The organism is Sphingomonas jatrophae (assembly GCF_900113315.1).
GTDB lineage: Bacteria > Pseudomonadota > Alphaproteobacteria > Sphingomonadales > Sphingomonadaceae > Sphingomonas_P > Sphingomonas_P jatrophae.
This window is the reverse complement of the sequence record NZ_FOZG01000002.1, coordinates 804604-829533: the sequence shown is the minus strand read 5'-3', so window position 1 is coordinate 829533 and position 24930 is coordinate 804604. Positions and strand designations below refer to the sequence as shown.

Genomic DNA, 24930 nt, shown 5'->3' with positions numbered 1-24930 from the left:
GCGATAGGGGAGCGGGGGCGGTTTGAGAAGCGGGCGCGCTTGCGCTAAAGGCCCCCATGGCTACCGCGCTGATATCCGACGCCGTGCGCTCCGCACTCCCCGTGACGATCGACGATGTGCGGGCGGCGCACATGCGGATTGCGGACGCGATCGTGCGCACGCCCACGCTGCACAGCCGCACGCTCTCCGCGCTCACGGGTGCGGAAATCTACCTGAAGTTCGAGAACCTCCAGTTCACCGCCGCCTACAAGGAACGCGGTGCGCTCAACACGTTGCTGCAGCTGCCGGCGAACACGGTGGGCGTGATCGCGGCCTCGGCGGGCAATCACGCGCAGGGCCTCGCCTATCATGCCAACCGCCTCGGCATCCCGGCGACCATCGTCATGCCGACGCACACGCCCGTCGTGAAGGTGACGCAGACCGAGGGGCATGGCGCCACCGTGGTGCTGCACGGCGACACGTTCGACGAAGCTTCCGCCCACGCGCGGCTGCTGGAGAAGGAGCGCGGACTGACCTTCGTCCATCCGTTCGACGATGTGCGCGTGATTGCGGGGCAGGGCACCGTCGCGATCGAGATGCTGGAGGATGTGCCAGATATCGACCTGTTCGTCACGCCGATCGGCGGCGGCGGGCTGATCTCGGGCATGTCGGCGGTGGCGAAGGCCTGGCACCGCCCGATCGAGGTGGTCGGCGTCGAGGCCGAGCTCTACCCGTCCATGTACAATCGCCTGCACGGCACCGATCTGCCCTGCGCGGGCGACACGCTGGCCGAGGGCATTGCGGTGAAAGAGCCGGGCGGCATCACCGCGCAGATGGTGGCGGCGCTGGTGGACGAGGTGCTGCTCGTCGACGAGCGGCGGCTGGAGGAGGCGGTCAGCCTGCTGCTCCAGATCGAGAAGACGGTGGTGGAGGGCGCGGGCGCTGCCGGGCTTGCCGCGCTGCTGACGCATCGTGGCCGCTTTGCAGGACGCACCGTGGGCGTGGTGCTGTGCGGCGGCAATATCGACACGCGCCTGCTTGCCAACGTGCTGCTGCGCGATCTCGCCCGCTCGGGCCGCCTCGCGCGCCTGCGCATCCGGCTGAAGGACCAGCCGGGCCAGCTGTTCAAGGTGGCGCGCGTGTTCGACGAGCAGCAGGCGAACATCATCGAGGTCTATCACCAGCGCGTCTTCACGACGTTGCCCGCCAAGGGCCTGATCGCCGAGATCGAGTGCGAGACGCGCGATCGTGCGCATCTCGACCGGCTGATCCTCGCCTTGCAGAGTGCGGGCTACGAGGTCGCGACGGTCGAGCCCGCATAAACAGTGCCTTAACCTTTTTGTTTGCGGTGAACGCCCTTTTCACTCTGCCGAGCCGGTCGCATAACGGCCGACAGGTTGACCGATCGGGCGTGGCAGGGGAGAGACTAGGGAAGTGAGCGCACAGTTCCGCTTTCCCCGCTTCTTCGTCACGACGCCTTCGCCCTGCCCCTATTTGCCGGGGAAGACGGAGCGGAAGGTGTTCACGGAGCTGAACGGCCAGCATGCCGGTGAGCTGAACGACGCGCTCGGCCGGATCGGCTTCCGCCGCAGCCAGGGCGTCGCCTATCGCCCGTCCTGCCTGGATTGCACCGCCTGCGTCTCCGTCCGCGTCGTCGCGGGTGAGTTCCGGCCGAATGCCAGCCAGCGCAAGCTGCTGCGGCGCAACGCCGACCTGGTCGTCACCCCGTGCCGCCCGTGGACCACGGAGGAGCAGTTCGCCCTGCTCCGTCGCTATCTCGCCGCGCGTCATCCCGGCGGCGGCATGGCCGACATGGACGAACTCGATTTCGCCGACATGGTCGAGCAGACGCCGGTCGACACCTATGTCGTCGAATATCGCGAGCCGTCGGACGATCAGGGACGCCCCGGGCGGCTGGTGGGCGCCTGCCTGACCGACCGGCAGGGCGATGGCCTGTCGATGGTCTACAGCTTCTTCGAGCCGGACGAGGCGATTCGCCCCGGTCTCGGCACCTTCATCATCATGGATCACATCCTGCGCGCCGCCGAAGCGCAGCTGCCCTACGTCTATCTCGGCTACTGGGTCGATGGCTCGGCGCGGATGCAGTACAAGGCGCGCTTCCGCCCGATCGAGCGCTTGGGGCCGAGCGGCTGGCAGCGGTTCGAGCCGACGCCGCCCGCCTGCATCGCGGCCGCGCCCGCGATCGCGTTGACGGAGCCGGTCGCCGCGTAATGCGGAGCCTTGTGTAAAAAGGTCCGTTCCGACCTCTAATCGATCGTTAAGCAGTCCCTGCGATAGCTGTGGAAGTTCCGTAAGGAGACTTTCGTTGCTGCGCGTCTATGCCTGCATCGCAACCGAGCACGACATCCGTCTCGTGCTGGTCGCGGCCGTGATCTGCCTGTTCGCCAGCTGCACGGCCTTTGCGCTGGCGCGGCAGATGCGCCCCATGCGTGGCGGGCGGCGGACCTTGTGGCTGGCGGCGCTCGCCTTCGTCACCGGCACGGGGATCTGGGCGACGCACTTCATCGCGATGCTGGCGTTCCAGCCGCACATGCCGACCGGCTACGCGCCGGGGCTGACCCTGCTGTCGATCCTCATCGCCATCACGGTGACGGGCTTTGCGTGGCAGGTCGCGCTCAATCGCGGCGGCACCCTGCTGCCGGCTCTGCTGTTCACGGCCGGCATCGCGACGATGCACTTCACCGGCATGGCCGCGCTCCAGATCGGCGGGCGGATCGACTATGATCTGCCGACCGTCGCGATCGCAGCGCTGCTCGGCTGGTTGTTCGCGGCCGTCTCGGTCGATCGCTTCCGGCGGCACGCCCATGGCCTGCCGATCGTGCCCGCCCTGCTGTTCGTCGGCGCCATCTGCGTGCTGCATTTCGGCGCCATGTCGGCGGCCTCGATCCGTCCCGATCCCAGCATCACCATCTCGGCCTCGGCGGTCGAGACGAGCACGCTGGCCATCGCGATCGGCTCGCTCGTCGTGCTGATCCTCGGGCTGGCGACGGTCAGCGTGCTGACGGAGGCGCGACTGGTGCGCAATGCCGCGGAGGAGGCCGAGCGGCTGAAGCGCTTCACCGAGAGCGGCATGGAAGGCCTCGCCATCCTCGACCGTGGCCGTATCGTCGATGCCAACCGCATCTTCTGGGGCATGCTGGGCGTCGATCCTACCTTCCCGCCGACCGGGCTGGAGCTGGCGGCGATCATGCCCGGTGCGCCGGCGCGACCCGACGAAGCCGACGGCCCGCTGTTCCGCGAGGCGGAGCTGCTCCGGCCCGATGGCGGACGGCTGAGCGTGGACGTGGCGCGCCGTCTCGACCGGACGCGGGGCCAGCGCCGCGACATGGTGGTGCTGCGCGACATTTCGGAGCGCAAGGCGGCGGCGGCACGGATCGCGCACCTCGCCGCGCACGATCCGCTGACCGGCGCTGCCAACCGGCTCGCTTTCTCGCAGGTGCTCGACGAGACGATCCTGCGGTCCAGCATCGATGCGCCGGTCGCGATGCTGTGCCTCGATCTCGATCGCTTCAAGTCGGTGAACGACATTTACGGCCACCCGGCCGGCGACACGCTGCTGGTGGAGGCGACCCGGCGCGTGCGGGCCTGCCTGGGCGCGGACGAGATCCTGGCGCGCCTCGGCGGGGACGAGTTCGTCATCCTCCAGCCCCCCGGCGATCAGCCGAGCAGCGCGGGCCTCCTGGCGGAGCGTGTCTGCCGCACGCTGGCCGAGCCGTTCGAGATCGGCGCGCACCGCATCCAGATCGGTGCCAGCGTCGGCATCGCGCTGCACCCGATCGATGCGGACAGCGCGGAGGAGCTGCATCGCAAGGCGGACGTGGCGCTCTACCGCGCCAAGGCAGAGGCGCGCGGCACCGCCCGCTTCTTCGATGCGGAGATGGACGAGCAGCTGCTGCGCCGCCACCGCATGGAGGCCGAGCTGCGCGGCGCGGCGCAGGCCGGCGAGCTGCACCTCCACTACCAGCCGCTCGCCTCGACGCATGCGGGCGAGATCGTCGGCTTCGAGGCGCTGCTGCGCTGGCGCAGCCCGACCTTCGGCGATGTGCCGCCCGCCGCCTTCATCCCGCTGGCCGAGGAATCGGGTGCCATCGTCGACATCGGCGAATGGGTGCTGCGCGAGGCCTGCCGCGAAGCGGCGAGCTGGGTTCGCCCGCTGAAGATCGCCGTCAACCTGTCGCCGCTGCAATTCGCCTGCGGGGATCTGGTCGACACGGTGGAGCGGGTGCTGGCGGAAACCGGCCTCGAGGCGCACCGGCTGGATCTGGAGATCACCGAAGGCGTGCTGATCAAGGATGCGGACCGGGCGCTCGACGTGCTGACCCGGCTGAAGGGCCTTGGCGCCAGCATCGCCATGGACGATTTCGGCACCGGCTATTCGTCGCTCAGCTATTTCCGCACCTTCCCGTTCGACAAGGTGAAGATCGACCAGAGCTTCATTCGCGACATGGCGACGAGCCCGCAGGCGATGGCGATCGTCCGCGCGGTGATCGGGCTCGGCAAGACGCTCGACATGGCGGTGCTGGCCGAAGGGGTCGAGACGCTGGGGCAGATGGACATGCTGCAGCACGAGGGCTGCGCCCTGATGCAAGGCTATGCGATCAGCCGTCCCGCGCCGATCGCCGCCTTCGACGCGTTGCTGCGGGCGCCGACCGCCGATCCGCTGGACCGACGCGTGGCCGCCTGATCAGCCGGTGAGGAAGGGCGGATCGGGGATCGCCTCGCGCGCCTGTTCCAGCAGATCCTGCCAGAGGGTGGAGAGTGCGCGGAAATAGGCGTCGTCCTCCGCGATGCGATGCCGCACCGGCTGGCGCGCCTTGTCTGCCGGCACCACCATTATGTCGATCGGCAGCCCGACCGCGAGGTTCGAGCGGAGCGTCGCGTCGAAGGAGAGCAGGCCGACCTTCACCGCCTCGTCCAGCGGCGTCTCCCAGCGCACCGCCCGGTCGAGGATCGGCTTGCCGTAATGCGTGTCGCCGATCTGGAGGAAGGGCGTGTCGGGCCGGCAGGCGATGCTGTTGCCCGCAGCGTAGACGAGGTTCAGCGCCAGCGGCTCCGCGCCGATCCGCCCGCCGACCAGCAAGGTGACGCCCCAATCGACGCCCGCGCGCGCCAGATTGGGGCGGAGCGTATCGAGCGTGACGGTGAGCGCCTCGCCGACCAGCTGCGCGGCGCGGAACATGCTGGGCATAAGCGCGATCGTCCGCGGCGGATCCCCCTCCACCAAGGGCGGGAGCCCCTCGGCGAGCAGCGCGAGTGCCGCCTGCGTGACGGACAGGTTGCCCGCGCTCAGCGCCACCACCAGCCGGTCCTCGCCGTCCGCCAGCACGTGCAGCTTGGCATAGGACGAGATGTTGTCGATGCCCGCATTGGTGCGCGTGTCCGCCATCAGGACGAGGCCGTCGCGCAGCAGCAGGCCGAGGCAGTAGGTCATGCCGCTCCGACTAGAGCGGCGCCGCCCCGCCTGTCACGCTCAGCTGTCGCTGGCGGCGCTCTCGACGGTGACGCCTACCTCCAGCCGCTCGTCCCCGCCGCCGATGCGCGTGCCCGAGACGGGCGCCGCGCCGCGCGCGTCGAGCCCGATCGCCACGCGGACGTAGCGATCGTCGGGGCACATGGCATTCGCCGCGTCGAAGCCGATCCAGCCGAACCCCTCGACATGCAGTTCCGCCCAGGCATGGCCCGCCTCGTCACTCGCGCCGCCATCGTGACAGTAATGGCCCGACACATAGCGCGCCGGTATGCCGAGCGAGCGGGCGGAGGCGACCAGCACGTGCGTCAGATCCTGGCCGACGCCCGTCTTCGCCTCCAGCGCTTCCGCGGCGGTGCGCGCGGGATCGGGCCAGCTCTTCCGGTAGGCGACCCGCTCATGCACCGCGTGCATCAGCGCGTGGGCATGTTCCAGCCCGGTATCGCCGGTGGGCACCGCCGCGGCGAAGGCGGCGATGGCAGGATCCACCTTGGTCAGCTGCGTCGCCTGGAGGAAGGCGAGCGGCGGCAGCGGTTCGGCCGCGCCCGCGACCACGCCCGCCCGATCGTCGGTCAGCACCTCGCCATGCACCGACAGCGTGATCGCATCGAGCGGTCCTGCGGCATAGAGCATGTGCGTCTCGTTGCCGAAACCGTCGCGGCTGGCCTTCAGCCGCGCGTCGCAATCCACGTCGATCCGCCAATCGACCACGGTCTGGCCGTAATGCGATCCGGGCGTCAGCCGCAGCAACTGGACGACGCGCGCCTGCGGCTCGGTGAAGCGGTACACCGTCCGGTGACTGATCCGCAGCCTCATTTCAGGACCTGCATCAGGCGAAGCGGAACTGTGCGCCTATGGCGCGGTCGATGCGGCTATTCTCGACGATGTAGCCGGTCAGCCATTCATGCAGCCCGCCGGCGAAGATCTCCTCGATCGAGGCGCGGGCGAGCGTGGTCTGGCGCTGGCGGGCCAGCCGATCCGCCTCGCCCTGCATGCCCGTGATGCGGCCGATAAAGGACAGTTGCTGGACCACCTCATGCGCCGATGCGGCGAGCGAGCGCGGCATCTCGCCGCGGGTCAGCAGCAGTTCCGCCACCAGCCACGGGCGCAGCGTGTCGCGGTAGAGCCAGCGATAGGCGGTGACGGCGGAGACGGTGTGGAGGATGGTGGTCCACTGATCCCGGTCGATCAGGCCGCCTACCTGCTCGCCCTCGGGCAGCAGCAGGTGATATTTCACGTCCAGCAGGCGCGCGGTGTTGTCGCCTCGCTCGACCGCGGCGCCAAGCTCGATGAAGGCGTGCGATTCGTTGCGCAGCATGCGGTGGACCGCTCCCTCGAAGCCGCGCGTTTCCGCCTTCAGCGCTTCGATCAGCTGCATCCATTCCTGCGGGCCGGCGGCGGCGTTCATGCCGCGGAGGTTCAGCCAGCTGCGGTTGATCGCCTCCCACGCATCGCGGGTGAGCGCGGTGCGCACCGACTTGGCATTGGACCGCGCTCCATCAAGGCACGAGCGGATCGAGGACGGATTATCTGCCGACAGCGTGAGATAGCGGCCGACATTGGCGGGCGTGCGCTCCTCCCCCGTCGCGACGAAGCCCGATTCGGCCGCGGCGACGAGCAGCGCGCTTTCCCATGCGCTCTCGCCCGCGGGGCGGGCGGACAGGGCGTCGAGCCGGATCGTCGCTTCGATCAGGCGGGCGGTGAATTCGGCGCGTTCGACATAGCGGCCGATCCAGTAGAGGTGGGCGGCGGTGCGGGAGAGCATCAGCGCGGCTCCCCCAGGCTCTGCACCATGCCGACCATGGCCTGCGTCAGCCCTGCGCCCATCGACTGGGTCATGCCGCTCATGCTCTGCGTCATCGGTGCGTCGGCCAGGATCAGGCTGTCCTTGGTGCCGCCGCCCTGGCTGGAATTGACCACCAGCGATCCCTCGCGCAGCGCCACGCGGGTCAGGCCGCCGGGCACGATCGTCACGCCGTGCGTGCCGGTCAGGCAGAAGGGGCGGAAGTCGACATGGCGTGGCGCCACGCCCGCCTCGGTCAGCGTCGGCACGGTGGAGAGCGCCAGCGTCGGCTGCGCGATGTAGCGGTGCGGCTCGGCGACCAGCGCGGCGCGGAACTCGGCCACCTGCGCCTTGGTGGCGGTCGGTCCGACGAGCATGCCGTAGCCGCCCGAGCCGTCGACCAGCTTCACCACCAGCTTCTCGAGATTGTCGAGCGTGTACTGGAGTGCCTGCGGCTCGCGGCAGCGATAGGTCTCGACGTTCGGCAGCTTGGCCTCATCACCCGAATAGAATCGGACGATCTCGGGCATGTAGCTGTAGATCGCCTTGTCGTCGGCGATGCCCGTGCCCGGCGCATTCACCAGCGCGACATTGCCCGCCATATAGGCGGCGATCAGGCCGGGGACGCCCAGCAGGCTGTCCGGCCGAAAGGCGATGGGATCGATATAATCGTCGTCGATGCGGCGATAGATCACGTCCACGCGGACGCGCCCCTCGATGGTGCGCATCCAGACGACGTCGTCGTCCACCTCCAGGTCGGCGGCCTCGACCAGCTCGATCCCCATCGAATCGGCCAGGAAGCTGTGTTCGTAGAAGGCGGAGTTGAAGTGGCCCGGCGTCAGCAGCACGCAGACGGGCATGTCGCCGCGCCGCGGGGCGACCGACTGCATCGTCTCGCGCAGCGAATCGGGATAGCGATCGACCGGGCAGACGGGATAGCGCTGGAACAGCTCGGGGCAGAGGCGCAGCATCGCCTCGCGGTTTTCCAGCATGTAGCTGACGCCCGATGGCGTGCGGGCATTGTCCTCCAGCACGAAGAAGTCGGTCGGCCCCGTGCGGACGAGATCGATGCCGCAGATGTGGGCGAAGATGCCGTGCGGGGGCACCGTGCCGTGGAGGAAGCCGCGGAACTGCGGATTGGCGAGGATCAGCTCGGCCGGCACGATCCCTTCCTTGAGGATACGCTGCGGCCCGTAGACGTCGGTCAGGAAGGCGTTGATCGCCTCCACGCGCTGCACCAGCCCTTCGGACAGCTGGCGCCATTCGGGCGCGGTGAAGATGCGCGGCACGATGTCGAACGGGATGATCCGCTCCGCCGCCTCCTCCTCGCCATAGACGGCGAAGGTGATGCCCAGCTGGCGAAACGCGGCCTCGGCGGCCTGTTGGCGGCGTTGCAGCTCGCTGGCGGGGGTGTCGGCGATCCAGCCGGCGAGGTCCGTCAGCTCGGGCCGGCCCGCAGGATCGTGCGGCTTGCCCCAGACTTCGTCGAAAGCGATGATGTCGGCCAAGTTTACCCCTTTTGCGCCGGATTTCCGGGCCTAACGCATGTCTGCACAGAAGCGTTGCGGCGGCAAGCCGGGCGGCCGCGAAGATCGCTCAGGCGGGGAGCGGCGCCGTCGATCGCCGCCGCGCGACCAGCGCCGCGACGGGCACGGCGGCGAGCACCAGCACCAGCGGCATGGCGGGCGTCCGGTAGCGCGCCATGACGTAGACGATGCCGTGCATGCCCCAGAAGCCGACCAGCGCCGCGGCGACCACCCACAGGCCCGGCCTCCACCACCGCCACCCGGCGAACGCCACCAGCGCGAGTGCCAGCGCAAGGACATGCTGTGCCGCGCCCGCCCAGCGGATCGCGCGGATGGCGCCGCCGCCGTCGGCATCGCCGGCGTCGGGCGTGTCGGGTGCCCAGAACAGGACGAGCTTCTTCACGTCCAGCAGCGCCGTCTCGACCGGATGCGCCGCCATCCACTCGAACGCCAGTTGCTTCAGCAGCGTATCATGGCCGAGCTCGCCCAGCCGCGCGCGCGTCGCCTTCCAGTCGCGGCCGGCCGGCGTATCGCTCGGCGCGACATAGCCGCCCGTCGCGGTCGGATTGTTGCCGACATAAAGGTTGATGCCGCCATTGGTGGAGAAGACCGGCGCGCCCAGCTTCGCGGCGTTGCGCGCGATATAGGGGGCGACGACCAGGGCGGCGGCAACCGCGAAGGCGAGGGCCGGGGCCATCACCGTGCCCCCGGCGCGCCGCCGCTGCCACAGCGCAACCGCGACGGCGATACCGGCGAACAGGGAGGAGATGCCGGTCAGCAGTCCATAGCCGAAGACGAGGCCCGCCGCGGCGGCGATCAGGCCCGCGCGGCGTGAATCGGGCAGGCGCATCGCCAGCAGCACGAACAGCAGCAGCAGCGGCACGGACAGATGCTCGCGCTCCAGCACGTCGATCGACGCGACCAGCGGCACCAGCACCGCACAACCCGCAGCGGCGATCAGGCCGGCGAGCGGGTTCGCCGCACGCCGCCCGACGCCCCACGCAAGCGCCACCGCAGCAAGCCCGAGCAGCAGGTTGACCGCACGCGCGACACCGACGTCCGCACCGAACAGGCGGAAGGGCAGGGTGAGGAACAGCGGATAGCCCGGGCTATAGAGCGCGAGATTGCCGTAGATGTCACGCATCTCGGGGCCGGCGATCGCGGTCTGCGCCATGCGCAGATAGGCGGCACCGTCACTCTCGGGCGGGCGGTTCAGCACGGCCAGCGCGGCGAGGCGGACGATGAGCGCGCCGAGGAGGATCAGGAGGAGGAGGTTGCGCTCGAGCGGCGAGGGCGCGCCGTCCTCGCGGGAGAGATGGTCGATCCAGCGCATGCAGCGTCATCCTCGGGCGGCGTGCCTGCCGCGACGCCTCGCTATGCGGATAAAGCTGAGATCGCGTTAAGCAACGGCCCGGACGTAAATGCCGCCCGCGCTTCCTTCGTCATGCTGAACTTGTTTCAGCATCCACGGGCCGGCGCATCTTGGAACCGCCGGGCCGGGCACGACGGTGGACCCTGAAACAAGTTCAGGGTGACGACAGATCGATAAGGAAAGAGCGTCAGGCGGCCGTCAGGCCACCCGCGCGATATCCGCCTCGTCCGGCTCGCGCAGCACATAGCCGCGGCCCCACACCGTCTCGATATAGTTCTCGCCGCCGCACGCGAGGCTCAGCTTCTTGCGCAGCTTGCAGATGAACACGTCGATGATCTTCAGTTCGGGCTCGTCCATGCCGCCATAGAGATGGTTGAGGAACATCTCCTTGGTCAGCGTGGTGCCCTTGCGGAGCGACAGCAGCTCCAGCATCGCATATTCCTTGCCGGTCAGGTGGACCCGCGCGCCGTCGACTTCGACCGTCTTCGCGTCGAGGTTCACCGCCAGCTTGCCGGTGCGGATGACCGACTGCGAATGGCCCTTGGAGCGGCGCACGACCGCGTGGATGCGCGCGACCAGCTCGTCCCGGTGGAACGGCTTGGTGATGTAATCGTCCGCCCCGAAGCCGAGCGCGCGGACCTTGCTGTCCAGCTCGCCAATGCCCGACAGGATCATCACCGGCGTCTGCACCTTGGCGACGCGCAGCTTCTTCAGCACGTCATAGCCGTGCATGTCCGGCAGGTTGAGATCGAGGCAGATGATGTCGTAATCGTAGAGCTTGCCGAGGTCCAAGCCCTCCTCGCCAAGATCGGTGGTGTAGACGTTGAAGCCTTCGGCCCCCAACATCAGCTCGATCGCCTTGGCGGTCGACGGATCGTCTTCGATGAGCAGCACGCGCATAAGCCAGATCCCTGTTCGCTCGCCAAGCTGCCGCGTCCCTACGGCACGACCGACGACCTCATTAACCATCGCATCAGTGAAGGCAAAAGGTTAACGGCAGGTAAAGCGCTTTGACCTGAATATGTTGCGTCGATGCATCAAGCGGCGGCATCAAGAAAATACGGGAACAAAATCCAACATGCTGCTTGCTGACCGCATCCTCTTCATAGACGCCGAGGCCATGGTGCTCGACAAGCCGGCGGGCCTGCCGGTCGATGCGCCGCGGGATGGCGCGCTGGCGGTGGAGAATCACCTCGATTCTCTCCGTTTCGGATTTATTCGCCGTCCAAGTGCCGTCCACCGGCTCGATCGCGATACGAGCGGCTGCCTCCTGCTCGCGCGCAATCCCAAGGCGCATGCCCGCCTGTCCGCCGCATTCGAGGCCGGGGAGGTGCGCAAGACCTATCTCGCCGTGCTCGACGGCGTGCCGCAGGACAAATCGGGCATGATCGACCTGCCGCTCGCCAAGGTGTCGACGCGCGAGGCGGGGTGGCGGATGGTGCCCTCGCCCAAGGGGAAGGCGGCACGCACCGGCTGGACCCTGCTGGCGGCGCGCGGCGGGCGCGCGCTGGTCCGCTTCGCGCCGGAGACCGGGCGCACCCATCAACTGCGCGTCCATGCGGCCGCGGGCATCGGCCATGCCATCGTCGGCGATCCCGTCTACGGCCGGGGCGGGCGCGCGATGCTGCTCCATGCCTGGCAACTGGAGGTGCCGCGCCCGTCCAAGCCCGCCATCTCGGCCGAAGCGCCGCTGCCGCCCACCTTCGCCGACTTCGCCGATGCCGTCGCCTGAGCCGCCGCCGCTGCCCGAATCGGCGCTGGAGGAGCGCTTCCTCGCCGCCACCGGCCCCGGCGGGCAGAACGTCAACAAGGTGGCGACGGCCGTGCAGCTGCGGCTCGACGTCTATGCGCTGCGCCTCGCGCCCGATGTCTATCGCCGGCTGAAGGATCTGGCGGGAAGCCGCTGGACCGGCGAGGGCGAGATCCTCGTCACCGCGCGCGAGCATCGCACGCGCGAGGCGAATCGCACGGCGGCGCGGGCGCGGCTGGCGGATCTGGTCGCGCGCGCCCATGTCCGCCCGATCAAGCGCGTCGCCACCAAGCCCAGCCGCGCGGCCAAGGCCAAGCGCGTCGAGAGCAAGGCGGCGCGCGGTGCGATCAAGGCCGGCCGGCGCAAGCCCGGCTTCGACTGAGCCCATCACGAGGATTGCCATGTACCAGTTCGATATCGACACGGCCGACAAGGCCGCGCTCTACCGCGACCTGCTCGCCGCGGTGGACGCGATCACCTCGGGCGAGCCCGACCCCGTGGCCAACATGGCGAACGCCGCCGCCTTGCTGTGGGAATATCTGCCCGAGCTGAACTGGGCCGGCTTCTACCGTGCGGTGGACGGGGAACTGGTGCTCGGCCCGTTCCAGGGAAAGGCGGCGTGCATCCGCATCGCCTTCGGTAAGGGCGTGTGCGGAGCGGCGGCGGCGACGCTCCAATCGCAGGTGGTGGCGGATGTGCATGCCTTTCCGGGCCACATCGCCTGCGATGCCGCATCCGCGTCCGAGCTGGTCGTGCCCGTCGTGCAGGATGGCCGTCTGCTCGGCGTGATCGACCTGGATAGCCCCGTCGCGGGCCGCTTCGACGATGCCGACCGCGTCGGGGTGGAGGCGATCGCCGCCCTGCTGGCGACGCGGATCGGCTGACCCAAATAGAGACAGGCGCGCCGCGCACCCTTTCTGGCACAGCCGCCCTCCGAAATGTTACGCAACCGCTAACCATTCCGTCCGTTTGCGGCGGCGTGCTTTGGGAGCGGTGCGATATGCGGGTGCTGATCGGAATGCTGGCGGCGGCGGTGGCGTTCGTCCCCGCAATGGCGGTGGCCGGCGGCGCACCTGCGACGATGAATGTCGGCCATGGCCCGATGGTGCGGCCGGGCGGCGGCTGGGGGCCCGGCGGCTGGACCGGGGGCGTACGGCCCATGCCGCAGCCCGGCGGCATCCGGCCGGGCTTTGCCGGCGGCGTGCATCCCGGTGTGCCCGGCGGCGTCCGTCCGGGTGGCTGGGTCGGCCATCCCGGTTTCGCCGGTCGCTGGCAGGGCGGCTTTGCCGGCTATCGCCGTCCGTTCGTCGGCTATTACGTGCCGCGCACGTGGATCGCGCCCAATTACTACATCTCCAACTGGGGCGGATGGGGCCTCAGTGCGCCGGCCGCCGGCTATAACTGGTATCGCTATTATGACGATGCCGTGATGGTGGATGGTGCCGGCCGCGTGCGGGATTGGCGCGGCGGGATCGACTGGGATCGCCGCTCGACGACGGCAAGCGCGGGCGCCGCTTATGACGACGGCTACGAGGATGGCTATGACGACGGCTTCGACGACGGCGTCGAATATGCCGACGATGCCGTCGGCTATCGCGGCGACTGGAAGCGCGGCAAGGGCGGCAAGCATGATCGCGATGCACGCGCTTACCCGCCGGTCGCCCCCGGCGGGCCGCTGATGCCGCCGCCGCCGATGCGGCCTGGCTATCGCTACGACAGCTATTCGTCGGCACCCTATCGCTACAGCCCGGCACCGGGCACCACCGTGGTGGAGACGCCCGGCGGCGCCACGATCGTGACGGTGCAGACGGCGCCGCAGGTCACGACCACGACGACGACGACGACCAGCTACGAGACGGTCTCGGCGCCGCGCCGTGTGTGGCACGCGCCCGCACGCAAGCGGGTGGCGGCACGCGGCAAGACGCTCTGCCGCTGTTGAGGGCTTGAGCGCGCGCCCCGGCTCAGCGCCGGGGTGCCGCCCCCGCAAAGGTGACGAGGCTTTCGCGTCCGTCCGCCGCCAGGGCGGAGACGCCGAAGACATGGTCGTCGATGTTGACGTTGGGCAGCTTCAGTTCGCTGCCCGTCACGTCGCGCTGTTCGCTCCAGTCCATCCGGTCCGCCGGGCGCCAGCGCACGCGGTAGCCTGCGGCGGCTGGCACCGTGCTCCACCGCACGATCGTGTCCGCGGTTACCGCGCCCGCGATGGTCGCAGTTGCAGGCGCGGCCGGCGCGCCGGCCAGTTCGCGCGCCACCGCGACGTTCAGCGCGGTGACGCGGGCGAGATAGGGAAAATCCACGCCGTCGATCGTGTCGCCGAAGCGTTTGCCGTCCTGTGTCCGCAAGTCCTGGTGCTGGCGGTCGTAATTCTCCGCTGCTTCCGAGAAGCGGACGGCGGGATAGCCCGCCTCGAGGAAGGGCGTGTGATCGCCGCCGCGGCCGAACCGGTCGGGCCGGCGGACGAGCATGGCGGGCAGCAGCTTCTGGTCGCCCGCGACGCGCGCGATCGCCTTGGCCAGCGCGCGCGAGGGGCCGTCATCCTCGCCGCCGATGGCGCGGCGCGCCTTGGTTGCCGCGTCATCCTCCGCGGCGCGGATGCCTTCGCTGAACACGCGGACGTGGCTGGCGTCGGTCTGGCCGCCCTGGCCGTGGATGTTGCCGACGATGTCGTTGTTGAGCACGGCCGCGACCTGCCAGCCGCGCTTGCCCGCTTCCGCGGCGAGCAGCTTGCCGCCCCACAGCCCCTGTTCCTCGCCCGACAGCAGCGCATAGACGATGGTGCCGGCATGCTTCTCCCGCGACAGCAGCCGCGCCGCCTCGACCACCAGCGCCGAGCCGGAGGCGTCGTCATTGGCGCCCGGCGCGTCGATCTTGGCGTCCATCACGTCGGAGGCGCGGCTGTCGATATGCGCCTGGATGATGACGACGCGGTTCGGATCGCCGGTGCCGCGCTGGATTGCGATCACATCCTCCACCACGACGCCGTCGGGCGCGCGCGGGCCGGTGAAGCGCTCGGCCGGGCGCTCGATCGTCAGGCAGCCGCCGCAATCCCTGGAGATGGCGGCGAAGCGGGCCGCACCCCAGTTGCGTGCCGCACCGATGCCGCGCTTCGGATCGGTCGTCGTCGAGAGCGTGTGGCGCGTGCCGAAGCCGACCAGCGCCTCGATCGTGCGGCGCAGCTCCGCCTCGGACGGGGCAGGGGCGGGCGTGGCGGCGGCGAGGAGTAGGGGCAGGATCATGGGCCGACGCTGGCGCAGCCGCCGCGCCCGCGCAAGTCCCTCGATCCGCCCGCATAATCAGCTCAGCCGGTCGAGCGCCTCGTCCGACAGGGCGCCCGGCACGATCATCACGGGGCAGGGCATCTGCCCCACCTCCGCGCCGGCGAAATGGCTGACCAGCCGGCCCGGCCCGGCGCCCACCGCCGCGCCCAGCACCAGCGCCGCGATGTCGGGGGCGTCCGCCAGCGTCTCGCGCACCGCGGCCACCGGATCGCCCTGGCGCACCTCGATGATCGGGCGGAGACCCGTCTCCTCGATCAGCTCGCCCGCCACCTGCGCGACGAGGGCATCGGCGCGCAGCCGCGCTTCCTCCTCCATCGCCGCCTGCACGCCGCCCCACTGGACGAACTCCGCCTGGGGCACGAGCGCGAGGATGCGGACGCCGCCGCCGGTCTTGGCGGCGCGTCGCGCGGCGAACCGCAGGGCGGTGCGGCTCTCGGCGCTCTCGTCGATCACCACCAGATAGGTGCGCATGTCTAAACCCCCAGACTGCCCCGAGATTGCGTCGGCTGGGGCGACGACGCAAGCCGCCAGCCTTGACGCTCGCCGCCCCGGGCGCGAGAGGAGCCCTGCCTGACCAACCGGAGAGCCGCTCCATGCCGATCGAGATCAAGATGCCGGCCCTTTCGCCGACGATGGAGGAAGGCACGCTGGCGAAATGGCTGGTGAAGGAGGGCGATCCGGTCAAATCGGGGGACATCCTCGCCGAGATCGAGACCGACAAGGCGACCATGGAATATGAGGCGGTGGACGAGGGCGTCGTCGCCAAGCTGGTCGTCGCGGAAGGCACGGAAGGCGTGAAGGTGGGCGAGCTGATCGCCCTGATCGCGGAACAGGGCGAGGACGCCGAGGCCGCTGCGCCCGCGAAGACGGAGGCTGCCAGGCCCGCGCCGGCTGCCGATGCCGAGCAGAAGGCTGAGGCACCGGCCGAAAAGGGCTATGGCGCCAGCCCCGCCGACGATGTCGTGCCGGACTCCGCGCCGGCAAAGGCGGCGGCGAAGCCTGAAGCCGCACTGCCGGCCAAGCCTGCGCAGGCCCAGGCCGACGATGGCGAGCGGCTGCGCGCCAGCCCGCTGGCCCGCCGCATCGCCGCGCAGCAGGGCCTCGATCTTGCCAGCGTCACCGGCTCCGGCCCGAACGGCCGCATCGTCAAGGCCGACGTCGAGGGTGCCAGGGCCGGCACCGCGGCGCCCGCACCGGCCAAGGCGGCCGAGCCCGCCGCCCCGGCGGCCGAAGCCGCGCCTGCGCCTGCTTCGGCTCCGGCGGCCGGCACGAGCGACATCCCGCACGAAGAGATCAAGCTGTCCAACGTGCGCAAGGTGATCGCGCGCCGGCTGACCGAATCGAAGCAGCAGGTGCCGCACATCTACCTGACGGTGGATTGCCGGCTGGATGCGCTGCTGAAGCTGCGCGGCCAGCTGAACGAGGCGCTGGAGCCCCGCGGCGTCAAGCTGTCGGTGAACGACATCCTCATCAAGGCGCTGGCGCTGGCGCTGCTCGAAGTGCCGTCCTGCAACGTCTCGTTCGCGGGCGACAAGCTGCTGAAATACAGCCGTGCCGACATCTCGGTCGCCGTGTCGCTGCCGGCAGGGCTGATCACGCCGATCATCGTCGATGCGGGTACCAAGAGCCTGTCGGCCATCGCCACCGAGATGAAGACGCTCGCCGCCAAGGCACGCGACGGCAAGCTCCAGCCGCACGAATATCAGGGCGGCACCGCCTCCATCAGCAACATGGGCATGATGGGCATCAAGCAGTTCGACGCCGTCATCAATCCGCCGCAGGCGATGATCCTCGCGGTCGGGGCGGGCGAGCAGCGGCCTTATGTGATCGACGGCAAGCTGGACATGGCGACGGTGATGACCGTCACCGGCAGCTTCGACCACCGCGCGATCGACGGGGCGGACGGCGCGCAGCTGCTCGGCGCGTTCAAGCGGATGGTGGAAGCGCCGCTGGCCATGCTGGCCTGATCCGTAAGTTCCGGAAACCAGCCGCTAACCATCGGCTTACCCCCATCTGCTATCCCGTCATTCCTGCATCTGCGGGAGAGACGGGATGGCGGTCCTCAAGGCGGCAGCACTCGGCACGATCGCGGCGGTGGCGGTGCCGACGCTGCTCGCGGACGATGCCGGCATGTTGAGCGGCATGCTGCGCGCCGGCCTCTATCGGCCACCGCTCGGCGGCGCTGCGCTGCTCGTCTCGATTCCCATTCTTGTCACCGTCACGGCGCTCGGCTGGCTGCTGCTCCGCGCGGCGGAGGATCGCTGACGGTCTAGCCAAGCGCGCCGCACTGCGGCATCAGCGCCCCGAACCACCTCTTCCGCGATCGCGAGGACCGGCGGCTGCCCGCTCGTCTCCACGACCGCCTGTCTTCGGGGAGCGCCCAATGGCCGACACCTACGACCTCATCGTGCTGGGCTCCGGGCCCGGCGGCTATGTCGCGGCGATCCGCGCTGCGCAGCTGAAGCTTAAGGTGGCGATCGTCGAGCGCGAGAAGCTGGGCGGCATCTGCCTCAACTGGGGCTGCATCCCGACCAAGGCGTTGCTGCGCACCAGCGAGATCTACCATTATATGCAGCATGCCGGGGCCTATGGCCTCAGCGTGGACAAGGCCGGCTTCGACCTGCCGAAGATCGTCGAGCGCAGCCGCAAGGTGGCGGGCCAGCTGAACAGCGGCGTCACCGGGCTGATGAAGAAGAACAAGATCACCGTCGTCCCCGGTTTCGGCAAGCTGACCGGCAAGGGGCGCGTGACCGTCGCCGCGGACGGCGGCAAGACGACCGAGCTGTCGGCCAAGCACATCATCATCGCGACGGGCGCCCGCGCGCGCGAAATGCCGAACGCCAAGGCGGATGGCGAGCGCATCTGGACCTACCGTCACGCGATGACGCCCAAGGAGATGCCGACCAAGCTGCTCGTCGTCGGATCGGGCGCGATCGGGATCGAGTTCGCTTCCTTCTATTCGGACATGGGCGCCAAGGTGACCGTGGTCGAGACGATGGACCGCATCCTGCCCGTCGAGGATGCCGACGTGTCCGACTTCATGCACAAGGCGCTGACCAAGCAGGGCATGACGCTGCTGACCGGCGCATCGGTGCAGGGCATCAAGCCGCAGGCCGACGGCGTCGTCGCGACGATCAAGGACAAGGACGGCAAGGCGCAGGACGACAAGTTCAGCCACGTCATCATCGCCATCGGCATCGTGCCGAACGTCGAGGATCTCGGGCTGAAGGACGTCGGCATCGAGCAGGATCAGCGCTCGCACATCAAGGTGGATGGGCTCTGCCGCACCAATGTCGAGGGGATCTGGGCGATCGGCGACATCACCGGCCCGCCCTGGCTGGCGCACAAGGCCAGCCATGAGGGCGTGATCGCCGCCGAGGCGATCGCGCAGGCATTGGGCAACAAGGATGTCCACCCGCACCCGATGGACGTCGCCAACATTCCCGGCTGCACCTATTCGCGCCCGCAGGTCGCCAGCGTCGGCCTGACCGAGGCGCGCGCGAAGGCGGAGGGACGCGAGGTGAAGGTTGGCAAATTCCCCTTCATCGGCAACGGCAAGGCGATCGCGCTCGGCGAGGCGGAAGGCTTCGTGAAGACGGTGTTCGACGCCAAATCGGGCGAGCTGCTGGGCGCGCACATGGTCGGCGCGGAAGTGACCGAGCTGATCGAGGGCTATACCGTCGCCAAGCAGCTCGAGACGACCGAGGGCGAGCTGATGGAAACGGTGTTCCCGCACCCGACGCTGAGCGAAATGATGCACGAGAGCGTGCTGGCGGCCTACGGGCGGGCGCTGCACATCTGACGGGTAGGGGGCGGCGCGCTGCCGCCCCCGCCTTGATGCCTCAGATCCGCGCCTGATATTCGGCGACGAGCGGCCCGAAGGCGTCCATCGGCGGGAAGCGCTCGAAGCTGTGCGGCGCGCCCGTCTGCGCCCAGGTCAGCTTTTCTGCCGTCTGCGTCTCGACGAAGGGATCGAGCCCCGACGGATCGTCGAGCATCGTCGTCCGCACGTTGACGAAGCCCATCTCGGCCGGCGGCTGCGTGTAGAGCCAGCTCTTGCACCAGCCGCAATGGTGATGGTGGTAGGGCACGCGGCCGTCCTGCGCGCCGCCCGCCACCGTCTCGCCCGCGAGGATCTCCAGCGCGCCGGCCGGGACCGCGATGGACAGCGAGAAGGCGCTTGCCGTCATCCGCTGACAGCCCCGGCAATGGCACGCCATCGAGATCAGCGGCGGCGCGGTGATGCGGAACCGGACGCGGCCGCAGCGGCAGCCGCCCTCGCGGGAAGTGAAGTCGCTCATGGCGAAAGGCTGCGCTGAACCCGGTTGCGCCGCAAGCGCGAGGGTGCGACGAAACGGCCTGTTTCGGGGGAATCCATGCGCCTGCTCGTCGCCTGCCTGCTTGCCTGCCTGTCCGTGCCCGCTGCGGCGGAAACCACCGTCGTCACCGCCGCGCGGATGTTCGATCCCGTCGCCGGCCGCATCGTCGCCGATCCGGTGATCGTCGAAACGGACGGCAAGATCGTCTCGGTGGTGACGCAAGGCGGCGCGCGGCCGAACATTCCGGCGGGCGCCAGGCGCGTCGATCTCGGCGACATGACGATCCTGCCCGGGCTGATCGACATGCATGTCCACCTGACCAGCGTCGCCGAGATTGGCGGCTATCGCGGCTTGCAGTTCACCGACAGCTTCTGGACCGCCATCGGCGTCGCCAATGCCAAGACGACGCTGCAGGCGGGCTTCACCACCGTGCGCAACGTCGGCTCCAGCGACTTCGGCGATATCGGGCTGAAGCAGGCGATCGAGGGCGGCTATGTGCCCGGCCCGCGGATCGTCGGCGCGGGCTATGCACTGGGCGCGACGGGCGGGCATTGCGATCAGGGCGGCTTCCCGCCCTCGTTCGACAAGAAGCAGCCGAGCGTGATCGATTCGCCGGGCGAGGCGCGCGCCAAGGTGCGCTGGCTGCACAAATATGGCGCGCGCGTGATCAAGATCTGCGCGACGGGCGGCGTCTTCTCGCTGGGTGACGCGGTCGGCGCGCAGCAGCTGACGGGCGAGGAGATGAAGGCCATCGCCGACGAGGCGCATATGCTCGGCCTCAAGGTCGCCGCGCACGCGCATGGCGATGACGGCATCCGCGCCGCGATCGAGGCGGGCATCGACACGATCGAACATTGCAGCCTCGCCTCCGACGCGACGATCAAGCTCGCCGCGCAGAAAGGCACGTGGTTCGACATGGATATCTATAACGACGATTATATCCTGGCGACCGGCGAGGCGAACGGCACGCTGCCCGAGAGCCTGGAGAAGGAGCGCAAGATCGGCCGGCTCCAGCGCGAGACGTTCCGCCGCGCGGTGCGCGCGGGCGTGCCGATGCTGTTCGGCACCGATGCGGGCGTTTATCCGCATGGCGACAATGCGCGGCAGTTCGCCAAGATGGTCGAGTGGGGCATGACGCCCGCACAGGCGATCCGCGCGGCCACGGTGAGCGCCGCCAAGGCGCTGGGGCAGGAGGGCGAAGTCGGCGTGATCGCGCCCGGCGCGTGGGCGGACCTGATCGCAGTGTCCGGCGATCCGCTCGCCGACATTCGCGTGCTGGAGCGGGTCGTCTTCGTGATGAAGGGCGGCGCGGTGGCGAAGGGGCCGGAGGCACGATGAGCCGGAAATTCCATCTGCGTGTAAGCATGCTGCTCGCGGCGCTGGCGCTCGCGGCGTGCGACGCCGCGGCACCGCCGCCGATCGACGAGAATGCGGGAATGATGATCTCGAACGAGGTGGTCATGTCCGACGAGGTCGGGCTGGAGACCGCCAATGCCGCCGCTCCGGCGGAAATTGCGGCGGACAATGCGGCGGGCGACGTGGCCGATTAGGCGCGGGGCACGGCGTGCAGCTTGTCTTCCTCTACGGCCAGGTCGCGGCGGGCAAGCTGACCGTCGCGCGCGCTCTTGCGGCACGCACGGGCATGGCGCTGTTCCACAATCACCTGGTGGTCGATGCCGTCGCCGCGGTGTTTCCGTTCGGCTCGGAGCCGTTCATCCGCCTGCGCGAGGCGTTCTGGCTGGAGGTGATCGAGGCGGCGGCGCGGGACGGCCGCTCGCTCATCTTCACCTTCGCGCCGGAGGCGAGCGTCGCGGCGGACTTCCCCGAGCGTGTGCGCGGGCTGGTGGAGCGCTGCGGCGGGCGCACGATCTTCGTCGCGCTGACGCTGGAGCGGGACGAGCAGGCGCGGCGGCTGGTCGAGCCCGGCCGCGCCGCCTTCGGCAAGTTGCGCGATCCGGCGCTGTTCGCAACGCACGCAAGTGAGTTCGACCGCTGCATGGCCGCGATGCCGACGCCCGATCTGGCGATCGACAGCGGCAGTACCTCGCCTGAGGATGCGGCGGCGCAGATCGTGGCGCTAATGGAGCGCTGACGCGAACGGGGCGACAGGCTCGCGCCTGCCGCCCCGCCCCGAGCGCCGTGCCGAAGGGGGATCAGCTCGACGGCGCAAGCTTGGTGTTGAGGGTCCAGCCGACATTGTCGTTTTCGTCGGCCACTTCCCACCACATGCCCTCCTTGTTGCCGGTGGGATAGACTTCGCTGCCCGCGGGCAGGGTGCGGATCAGCGCGCCCTTGGGGTTGGGCGCCTTGCGCAGGCTGACCAGCGCGGTCGCGCGGAACGCCTTGGCGGGGGCCGCCTCGGCCGCGCCCGGCTGGAGCCCGCCAATGCCCTGGACCAGCTTGGAATAGGCCTCGATGAAGGCGAGCGTGACGATGCGGCCAATGTCCGTATCCTCATAGCCGCCGCCGATCGCGCCCGCGCCCCAGCCATTGCCGAGCCCGGTCAGCGCGCCGCCGCCGAAGGTGATGTCGTTCTTGGCGGCATGGCCTTCCTCCACCGCCACCGTCTCCGTCGTGCGGACGTTGGTGAGCGAGAGGACGGTGTTCGCCTCCAGCTTCTTGGAGCCGATGCCGCCGACGATGCCGCCCATCCAGCCGCCCACCGCACGGCCGAGGCCCGCGCCGATGCCGGAGCCGCCGGCATTCTTGTCCGCCGCCTGCACTTCGGCGACGAGGACATAGTCGGCCGACTTGATCTGGCCGCGGCCGACATTGGATCCGCGCTGCAGGCCCATGCCGCCGCCAATGTCGCGCTCCAGCTGCGCGGCGTTGAGGCCGGTGCCCCGGTCGACCAGGTTGAAGCAGCCGGAGCGCTGCACCAGCACCTTCAGCAGCTTGGCCGGCGGCGCGAGGCTGAACTGCGACCAGCCCGACGGATCGTCGCCATTGGCGATGGAGAGCGTGCCGATCTTGCGCGCGCATTTCGGCACGTCGGCGGCGGCGGCGGTCTGCATCTTCTGCACCTTGCTCGGCTTGGCCGGGCCGGCCTGGACGGCGGTGGAGGCGAGGAGGGTAGCGAGTGCGGCGGCCGCGCCGACGAAGAAACGGTTGGACATTGCGTGATCCCCTGGTTTGTCGGCACCGGCGCTATCCGCCGCCCCCGGGGGCCCGCCACGCGGCTGCGACAAGGCCGTGCCGCGCGTCGCCCGGGATGACGCCGCACGACGAAGGCTGCGCCTGGTGCGGCGAAGCGACAATGACGCGAATCACAGGGGCGCAAAGCTCCGAAACGGATGTTATGGAGCCGGTATGATCGCGCCTTTCCTGCTCGCCGCCGCAGCCGCTCTCGCCGCCGCCCCGACGTCCGGCCCGGACATCGGCGCCAACCTCGAACGGTTCGCTTATCCCTTCCCAGTCCACCGGCTGGAGCTGGCGCCGCAGGGCGCGACCCTGGGCATGGCCTATATGGACGTGGCGCCAACCGCCGCGCCGTCGGGCAAGACGGTGGTGCTCATGCACGGCAAGAACTTCTGCGGCGCGACGTGGGAGAGCAGCGCGCGAGCGCTCGCCCGCGCAGGCCACCGCGTGCTGATCCCCGACCAGATCGGCTTCTGCAAAAGCCCGAAGCCGGTCGGTTACCAATATTCGGTAGCCGGCCTCGCCGCGAATACGCGTGCGCTGCTGGATGCAGCGGGGGTGAAGCGCGCCACGCTGGTCGGCCATTCGATGGGCGGCATGATCGCGACGCGCCTCGCGCTGCTCTGGCCCGAGCGGGTGGAGCGGCTGGTGCTGGTCAATCCGATCGGTCTCGTCGATCGCACCGCGCAGGGCGTGCCCTATGCCGATCTGGCGCAGCTGAAGCGTGAGGAGCAGCGCACCGACTTCGCCAGCATCAAGGCGTATCAGCAGAGCAATTATTATCACGATCGCTGGCTGCCCGCGTACGATCGCTGGGCGGCGATGCTGGCCGGCCAGTATCGTGCGTCCGGCGGTGAGACGGTGCGTGAGGCGCAGGCGCGCACCTCCGAGATGATCCAGACGCAGCCCGTCGCGTACGAGTGGGGCCGGCTGAAGATGCCCGTGACGATGCTGATCGGCATGCTCGACCGCACCGCCTTTGGCCGCAACCGGGCGCCCGCCGCGATTCGCGATCGCATCCTGCCGGTGCCGTCGCTGGTCGATCGGGTGGCGGCACAGATTGCGCGCGCCGATGTCGTCCGCTTCGTTGATCTCGGCCATGCGCCGCAGGTGGAGGCGCCGGCCCGGTTCGAATCGGCGCTGCTGGAGACGCTGCGCAAATAGGGCTGTCCGGCCGGTCGGTTGACCGGCGGGGCCCTGCTGGCTATAGGGCCGCACGCCCGGAGGACTGAAGTTCGCCGGGCGCTTGAACATTGCCGATGCGATGTGGGGCTCGGGGCGACCGGTTTGGCCGCTTCCAGAGTCCCTTTTGCGTTTCCGGTCCACGCGGGCCGGGGCGCGGGATCGGGCACCGGTAAAGTAACCGCAAACGAGGTGAAGGGCTTCATGCCGACGATCAACCAGCTGATCCGCAAGGGTCGCGAGCCGCAGAAGGCCAAGTCCAAGGTGCCTGCGATGGAGCAGAACCCGCAGAAGCGCGGTGTCTGCACGCGCGTCTACACGACGACGCCGAAGAAGCCGAACTCGGCGCTGCGCAAGGTGGCCAAGATCCGCCTGACCAACCAGCGCGAAGTCATCAGCTACATCCCCGGCGAGGGGCACAACCTGCAGGAGCACTCGGTGGTGCTGATCCGCGGCGGCCGCGTTCGCGACTTGCCCGGTGTCCGCTATCACGTGCTGCGCGGCGTGCTCGACACGCAGGGTGTGAAGAACCGCAAGCAGAGCCGCTCCAAGTACGGCGCCAAGCGCCCGAAGTAAGTCGCTCCGGTTCTTTCGCTAAGCTGATTTCTAGAAGGAGGCCGAGATGGCCCGTCGTCGTCGTCCCGAAAAGCGCGAGATCCTGCCGGATCCGAAGTTCGGGGATATCATCCTTTCCAAGTTCATGAATTCCGTCATGCTCGACGGCAAGAAGTCCGTCGCCGAGGGCATCGTCTATTCCGCGCTCGATACGGTGCAGACGCGCGCCAAGCGTGATCCGCTGGGCGTGTTCCACGATGCGCTGAACAACATCCGCCCGGGCATCGAGGTCCGCTCGCGCCGCGTCGGCGGTGCGACCTACCAGGTGCCGGTCGAGGTTCGCCCCGATCGCTCGCAGGCGCTGGCCATCCGCTGGCTGATCGCCGCCGCCCGTGCGCGCAGCGAGAACACCATGTCCGCGCGCCTGTCGGGCGAGCTGATGGACGCGGCCAACAACCGCGGCAACGCGGTGAAGAAGCGCGAGGACACGCACCGCATGGCGGAAGCGAACCGCGCGTTCAGCCACTACCGCTGGTAACGGCCGCGCTGTAAGGCGCCGC

General features: G+C 69.3%; 26 protein-coding genes. 16 read left to right on the top strand and 10 right to left on the bottom strand.

The genetic code is table 11. The features are described from left to right. Nucleotides 1-56: 56 nt before the first annotated feature. The 3 genes from BM360_RS13290 (at nucleotide 57) to BM360_RS13280 (ending at nucleotide 4684) form a co-directional block, all read left to right on the top strand. The gene (locus BM360_RS13290) at nucleotides 57-1301 is read left to right on the top strand and encodes a threonine ammonia-lyase (protein ID WP_093315358.1); all 1245 of its coding nucleotides are present in this window, start codon (nucleotides 57-59) and stop codon (nucleotides 1299-1301) included. Nucleotides 1302-1413: 112 nt separating this feature from the next. Continuing rightward, nucleotides 1414-2211, top strand: coding sequence for an arginyltransferase (locus tag BM360_RS13285; protein WP_093315356.1), 798 nt, complete (start codon nucleotides 1414-1416; stop codon nucleotides 2209-2211). 94 nt (nucleotides 2212-2305) lie between these two features. Next, nucleotides 2306-4684, top strand: coding sequence for a bifunctional diguanylate cyclase/phosphodiesterase (locus BM360_RS13280; protein ID WP_093315354.1), 2379 nt, complete (start codon nucleotides 2306-2308; stop codon nucleotides 4682-4684). Here BM360_RS13280 and BM360_RS13275 read toward each other — a convergent pair whose 3' ends face one another. The 6 genes from BM360_RS13275 to ctrA form a co-directional block, all read right to left on the bottom strand. Further along, nucleotides 4685-5431, bottom strand: coding sequence for a proteasome-type protease (locus tag BM360_RS13275; protein WP_093315353.1), 747 nt, complete (start codon nucleotides 5429-5431; stop codon nucleotides 4685-4687). It abuts the gene before it with no gap. Nucleotides 5432-5470: 39 nt separating this feature from the next. Further along, nucleotides 5471-6283, bottom strand: a complete 813-nt coding sequence (locus BM360_RS13270; RefSeq protein WP_093315351.1) for a transglutaminase family protein — start codon at nucleotides 6281-6283, stop codon at nucleotides 5471-5473. Nucleotides 6284-6296: 13 nt separating this feature from the next. Then, complete coding sequence (locus BM360_RS13265; RefSeq protein ID WP_093315349.1) at nucleotides 6297-7232, bottom strand: alpha-E domain-containing protein; 936 nt, start codon at nucleotides 7230-7232, stop codon at nucleotides 6297-6299. Further along, the gene (locus BM360_RS13260; RefSeq protein WP_093315347.1) at nucleotides 7232-8758 is read right to left on the bottom strand and encodes a circularly permuted type 2 ATP-grasp protein; all 1527 of its coding nucleotides are present in this window, start codon (nucleotides 8756-8758) and stop codon (nucleotides 7232-7234) included. Before BM360_RS13260 ends, BM360_RS13265 begins: the two co-directional genes overlap by 1 nt. An 88-nt stretch (nucleotides 8759-8846) precedes the next feature. Next, the gene (locus BM360_RS13255; RefSeq protein ID WP_093315345.1) at nucleotides 8847-10109 is read right to left on the bottom strand and encodes a glycosyltransferase family 39 protein; all 1263 of its coding nucleotides are present in this window, start codon (nucleotides 10107-10109) and stop codon (nucleotides 8847-8849) included. 237 nt (nucleotides 10110-10346) lie between these two features. Beyond that, nucleotides 10347-11048, bottom strand: coding sequence for a response regulator transcription factor CtrA (gene ctrA, locus BM360_RS13250; protein WP_093315344.1), 702 nt, complete (start codon nucleotides 11046-11048; stop codon nucleotides 10347-10349). Nucleotides 11049-11226: 178 nt separating this feature from the next. Here ctrA and BM360_RS13245 point away from each other — a divergent pair, with 178 nt between their 5' ends. The 4 genes from BM360_RS13245 to BM360_RS13230 all read left to right on the top strand — a co-directional run bounded on the left by BM360_RS13245 (nucleotide 11227) and on the right by BM360_RS13230 (nucleotide 13837). Further along, nucleotides 11227-11880, top strand: coding sequence for an RluA family pseudouridine synthase (locus tag BM360_RS13245; protein WP_093315342.1), 654 nt, complete (start codon nucleotides 11227-11229; stop codon nucleotides 11878-11880). Then, complete coding sequence (gene arfB, locus BM360_RS13240; RefSeq protein WP_093315340.1) at nucleotides 11867-12280, top strand: alternative ribosome rescue aminoacyl-tRNA hydrolase ArfB; 414 nt, start codon at nucleotides 11867-11869, stop codon at nucleotides 12278-12280. The genes BM360_RS13245 and arfB overlap by 14 nt, the downstream gene beginning before the upstream one ends. Before the next feature lie 19 nt (nucleotides 12281-12299). Next, a complete protein-coding gene (locus BM360_RS13235; RefSeq protein ID WP_093315338.1) occupies nucleotides 12300-12782 on the top strand; it encodes a GAF domain-containing protein in 483 nt (160 codons plus the stop codon). 116 nt (nucleotides 12783-12898) lie between these two features. Further along, complete coding sequence (locus tag BM360_RS13230) at nucleotides 12899-13837, top strand: RcnB family protein (protein WP_106407391.1); 939 nt, start codon at nucleotides 12899-12901, stop codon at nucleotides 13835-13837. Between the two features lie 22 nt (nucleotides 13838-13859). Here BM360_RS13230 and BM360_RS13225 read toward each other — a convergent pair whose 3' ends face one another. Continuing rightward, nucleotides 13860-15134 (bottom strand): M20/M25/M40 family metallo-hydrolase, encoded by a 1275-nt coding sequence (locus BM360_RS13225; RefSeq protein WP_093315336.1) that lies wholly within the window; start codon nucleotides 15132-15134, stop codon nucleotides 13860-13862. A gap of 57 nt (nucleotides 15135-15191) precedes the next feature. Beyond that, a complete protein-coding gene (locus BM360_RS13220) occupies nucleotides 15192-15647 on the bottom strand; it encodes a universal stress protein (RefSeq protein WP_093315335.1) in 456 nt (151 codons plus the stop codon). Between the two features lie 122 nt (nucleotides 15648-15769). Here BM360_RS13220 and BM360_RS13215 point away from each other — a divergent pair, with 122 nt between their 5' ends. The 3 genes from BM360_RS13215 (at nucleotide 15770) to lpdA (ending at nucleotide 18978) form a co-directional block, all read left to right on the top strand. Further along, entirely contained in the window at nucleotides 15770-17143 is a 1374-nt protein-coding gene (locus BM360_RS13215) for a pyruvate dehydrogenase complex dihydrolipoamide acetyltransferase (protein WP_093315333.1), read from the top strand. A gap of 85 nt (nucleotides 17144-17228) precedes the next feature. Next, nucleotides 17229-17441 carry a hypothetical protein gene (locus tag BM360_RS13210; RefSeq protein ID WP_093315331.1) on the top strand — a complete coding sequence of 71 codons (213 nt, stop codon included), beginning with the start codon at nucleotides 17229-17231 and terminating at the stop codon, nucleotides 17439-17441. A 118-nt stretch (nucleotides 17442-17559) separates the two neighbouring features. Then, a complete protein-coding gene (lpdA, locus tag BM360_RS13205; protein ID WP_093315329.1) occupies nucleotides 17560-18978 on the top strand; it encodes a dihydrolipoyl dehydrogenase in 1419 nt (472 codons plus the stop codon). A 40-nt stretch (nucleotides 18979-19018) separates the two neighbouring features. Here the strand turns inward: lpdA and BM360_RS13200 are convergent, their stop codons facing one another. Further along, nucleotides 19019-19477, bottom strand: a complete 459-nt coding sequence (locus tag BM360_RS13200; RefSeq protein WP_093315327.1) for a GFA family protein — start codon at nucleotides 19475-19477, stop codon at nucleotides 19019-19021. 75 nt (nucleotides 19478-19552) lie between these two features. Between BM360_RS13200 and BM360_RS13195 the strand changes: the two genes are divergently transcribed. From BM360_RS13195 to BM360_RS13185, 3 genes are read left to right on the top strand one after another with little or no spacing between them, the layout of a single operon-like run. Continuing rightward, nucleotides 19553-20833, top strand: a complete 1281-nt coding sequence (locus BM360_RS13195) for a Xaa-Pro dipeptidase (protein ID WP_093315324.1) — start codon at nucleotides 19553-19555, stop codon at nucleotides 20831-20833. Further along, nucleotides 20830-21045 carry a hypothetical protein gene (locus tag BM360_RS13190; RefSeq protein WP_131819270.1) on the top strand — a complete coding sequence of 72 codons (216 nt, stop codon included), beginning with the start codon at nucleotides 20830-20832 and terminating at the stop codon, nucleotides 21043-21045. The genes BM360_RS13195 and BM360_RS13190 overlap by 4 nt, the downstream gene beginning before the upstream one ends. 14 nt (nucleotides 21046-21059) lie before the next feature. Next, a complete protein-coding gene (locus BM360_RS13185) occupies nucleotides 21060-21587 on the top strand; it encodes a phosphotransferase-like protein (RefSeq protein ID WP_093315319.1) in 528 nt (175 codons plus the stop codon). A gap of 61 nt (nucleotides 21588-21648) precedes the next feature. Here BM360_RS13185 and BM360_RS13180 read toward each other — a convergent pair whose 3' ends face one another. Further along, a complete protein-coding gene (locus tag BM360_RS13180; protein ID WP_093315317.1) occupies nucleotides 21649-22611 on the bottom strand; it encodes a CsgG/HfaB family protein in 963 nt (320 codons plus the stop codon). Between the two features lie 193 nt (nucleotides 22612-22804). On the opposite strand from BM360_RS13180, the gene BM360_RS13175 reads away from it, so the two are divergent. The 3 genes from BM360_RS13175 to rpsG all read left to right on the top strand — a co-directional run bounded on the left by BM360_RS13175 (nucleotide 22805) and on the right by rpsG (nucleotide 24908). After that, the gene (locus BM360_RS13175) at nucleotides 22805-23797 is read left to right on the top strand and encodes an alpha/beta fold hydrolase (protein ID WP_093315315.1); all 993 of its coding nucleotides are present in this window, start codon (nucleotides 22805-22807) and stop codon (nucleotides 23795-23797) included. A gap of 222 nt (nucleotides 23798-24019) precedes the next feature. Next, nucleotides 24020-24391 (top strand): 30S ribosomal protein S12, encoded by a 372-nt coding sequence (rpsL, locus tag BM360_RS13170; protein ID WP_093316048.1) that lies wholly within the window; start codon nucleotides 24020-24022, stop codon nucleotides 24389-24391. Between the two features lie 46 nt (nucleotides 24392-24437). Beyond that, nucleotides 24438-24908 carry a 30S ribosomal protein S7 gene (gene rpsG, locus BM360_RS13165; protein WP_093315313.1) on the top strand — a complete coding sequence of 157 codons (471 nt, stop codon included), beginning with the start codon at nucleotides 24438-24440 and terminating at the stop codon, nucleotides 24906-24908. The last annotated feature ends 22 nt before the right edge of the window (nucleotides 24909-24930 follow it).

What these genes read in the sequence shown, in the direction of transcription:
- BM360_RS13290 (WP_093315358.1), top strand. Translation starts at nt 57, where the DNA reads ATGGCTACCGCGCTGATATCCGACGCCGTGCGCTCCGCACTCCCCGTG.
- BM360_RS13275 (WP_093315353.1), bottom strand. Translation starts at nt 5,431, where the DNA reads ATGACCTACTGCCTCGGCCTGCTGCTGCGCGACGGCCTCGTCCTGATG.
- BM360_RS13270 (WP_093315351.1), bottom strand. Translation starts at nt 6,283, where the DNA reads ATGAGGCTGCGGATCAGTCACCGGACGGTGTACCGCTTCACCGAGCCG.
- BM360_RS13265 (WP_093315349.1), bottom strand. Translation starts at nt 7,232, where the DNA reads ATGCTCTCCCGCACCGCCGCCCACCTCTACTGGATCGGCCGCTATGTC.
- BM360_RS13255 (WP_093315345.1), bottom strand. Translation starts at nt 10,109, where the DNA reads ATGCGCTGGATCGACCATCTCTCCCGCGAGGACGGCGCGCCCTCGCCG.
- ctrA (WP_093315344.1), bottom strand. Translation starts at nt 11,048, where the DNA reads ATGCGCGTGCTGCTCATCGAAGACGATCCGTCGACCGCCAAGGCGATC.
- BM360_RS13245 (WP_093315342.1), top strand. Translation starts at nt 11,227, where the DNA reads ATGCTGCTTGCTGACCGCATCCTCTTCATAGACGCCGAGGCCATGGTG.
- arfB (WP_093315340.1), top strand. Translation starts at nt 11,867, where the DNA reads ATGCCGTCGCCTGAGCCGCCGCCGCTGCCCGAATCGGCGCTGGAGGAG.
- BM360_RS13235 (WP_093315338.1), top strand. Translation starts at nt 12,300, where the DNA reads ATGTACCAGTTCGATATCGACACGGCCGACAAGGCCGCGCTCTACCGC.
- BM360_RS13230 (WP_106407391.1), top strand. Translation starts at nt 12,899, where the DNA reads ATGCGGGTGCTGATCGGAATGCTGGCGGCGGCGGTGGCGTTCGTCCCC.
- BM360_RS13225 (WP_093315336.1), bottom strand. Translation starts at nt 15,134, where the DNA reads ATGATCCTGCCCCTACTCCTCGCCGCCGCCACGCCCGCCCCTGCCCCG.
- BM360_RS13220 (WP_093315335.1), bottom strand. Translation starts at nt 15,647, where the DNA reads ATGCGCACCTATCTGGTGGTGATCGACGAGAGCGCCGAGAGCCGCACC.
- BM360_RS13215 (WP_093315333.1), top strand. Translation starts at nt 15,770, where the DNA reads ATGCCGATCGAGATCAAGATGCCGGCCCTTTCGCCGACGATGGAGGAA.
- BM360_RS13210 (WP_093315331.1), top strand. Translation starts at nt 17,229, where the DNA reads ATGGCGGTCCTCAAGGCGGCAGCACTCGGCACGATCGCGGCGGTGGCG.
- lpdA (WP_093315329.1), top strand. Translation starts at nt 17,560, where the DNA reads ATGGCCGACACCTACGACCTCATCGTGCTGGGCTCCGGGCCCGGCGGC.
- BM360_RS13200 (WP_093315327.1), bottom strand. Translation starts at nt 19,477, where the DNA reads ATGAGCGACTTCACTTCCCGCGAGGGCGGCTGCCGCTGCGGCCGCGTC.
- BM360_RS13195 (WP_093315324.1), top strand. Translation starts at nt 19,553, where the DNA reads ATGCGCCTGCTCGTCGCCTGCCTGCTTGCCTGCCTGTCCGTGCCCGCT.
- BM360_RS13190 (WP_131819270.1), top strand. Translation starts at nt 20,830, where the DNA reads ATGAGCCGGAAATTCCATCTGCGTGTAAGCATGCTGCTCGCGGCGCTG.
- BM360_RS13180 (WP_093315317.1), bottom strand. Translation starts at nt 22,611, where the DNA reads ATGTCCAACCGTTTCTTCGTCGGCGCGGCCGCCGCACTCGCTACCCTC.
- BM360_RS13175 (WP_093315315.1), top strand. Translation starts at nt 22,805, where the DNA reads ATGATCGCGCCTTTCCTGCTCGCCGCCGCAGCCGCTCTCGCCGCCGCC.
- rpsL (WP_093316048.1), top strand. Translation starts at nt 24,020, where the DNA reads ATGCCGACGATCAACCAGCTGATCCGCAAGGGTCGCGAGCCGCAGAAG.
- rpsG (WP_093315313.1), top strand. Translation starts at nt 24,438, where the DNA reads ATGGCCCGTCGTCGTCGTCCCGAAAAGCGCGAGATCCTGCCGGATCCG.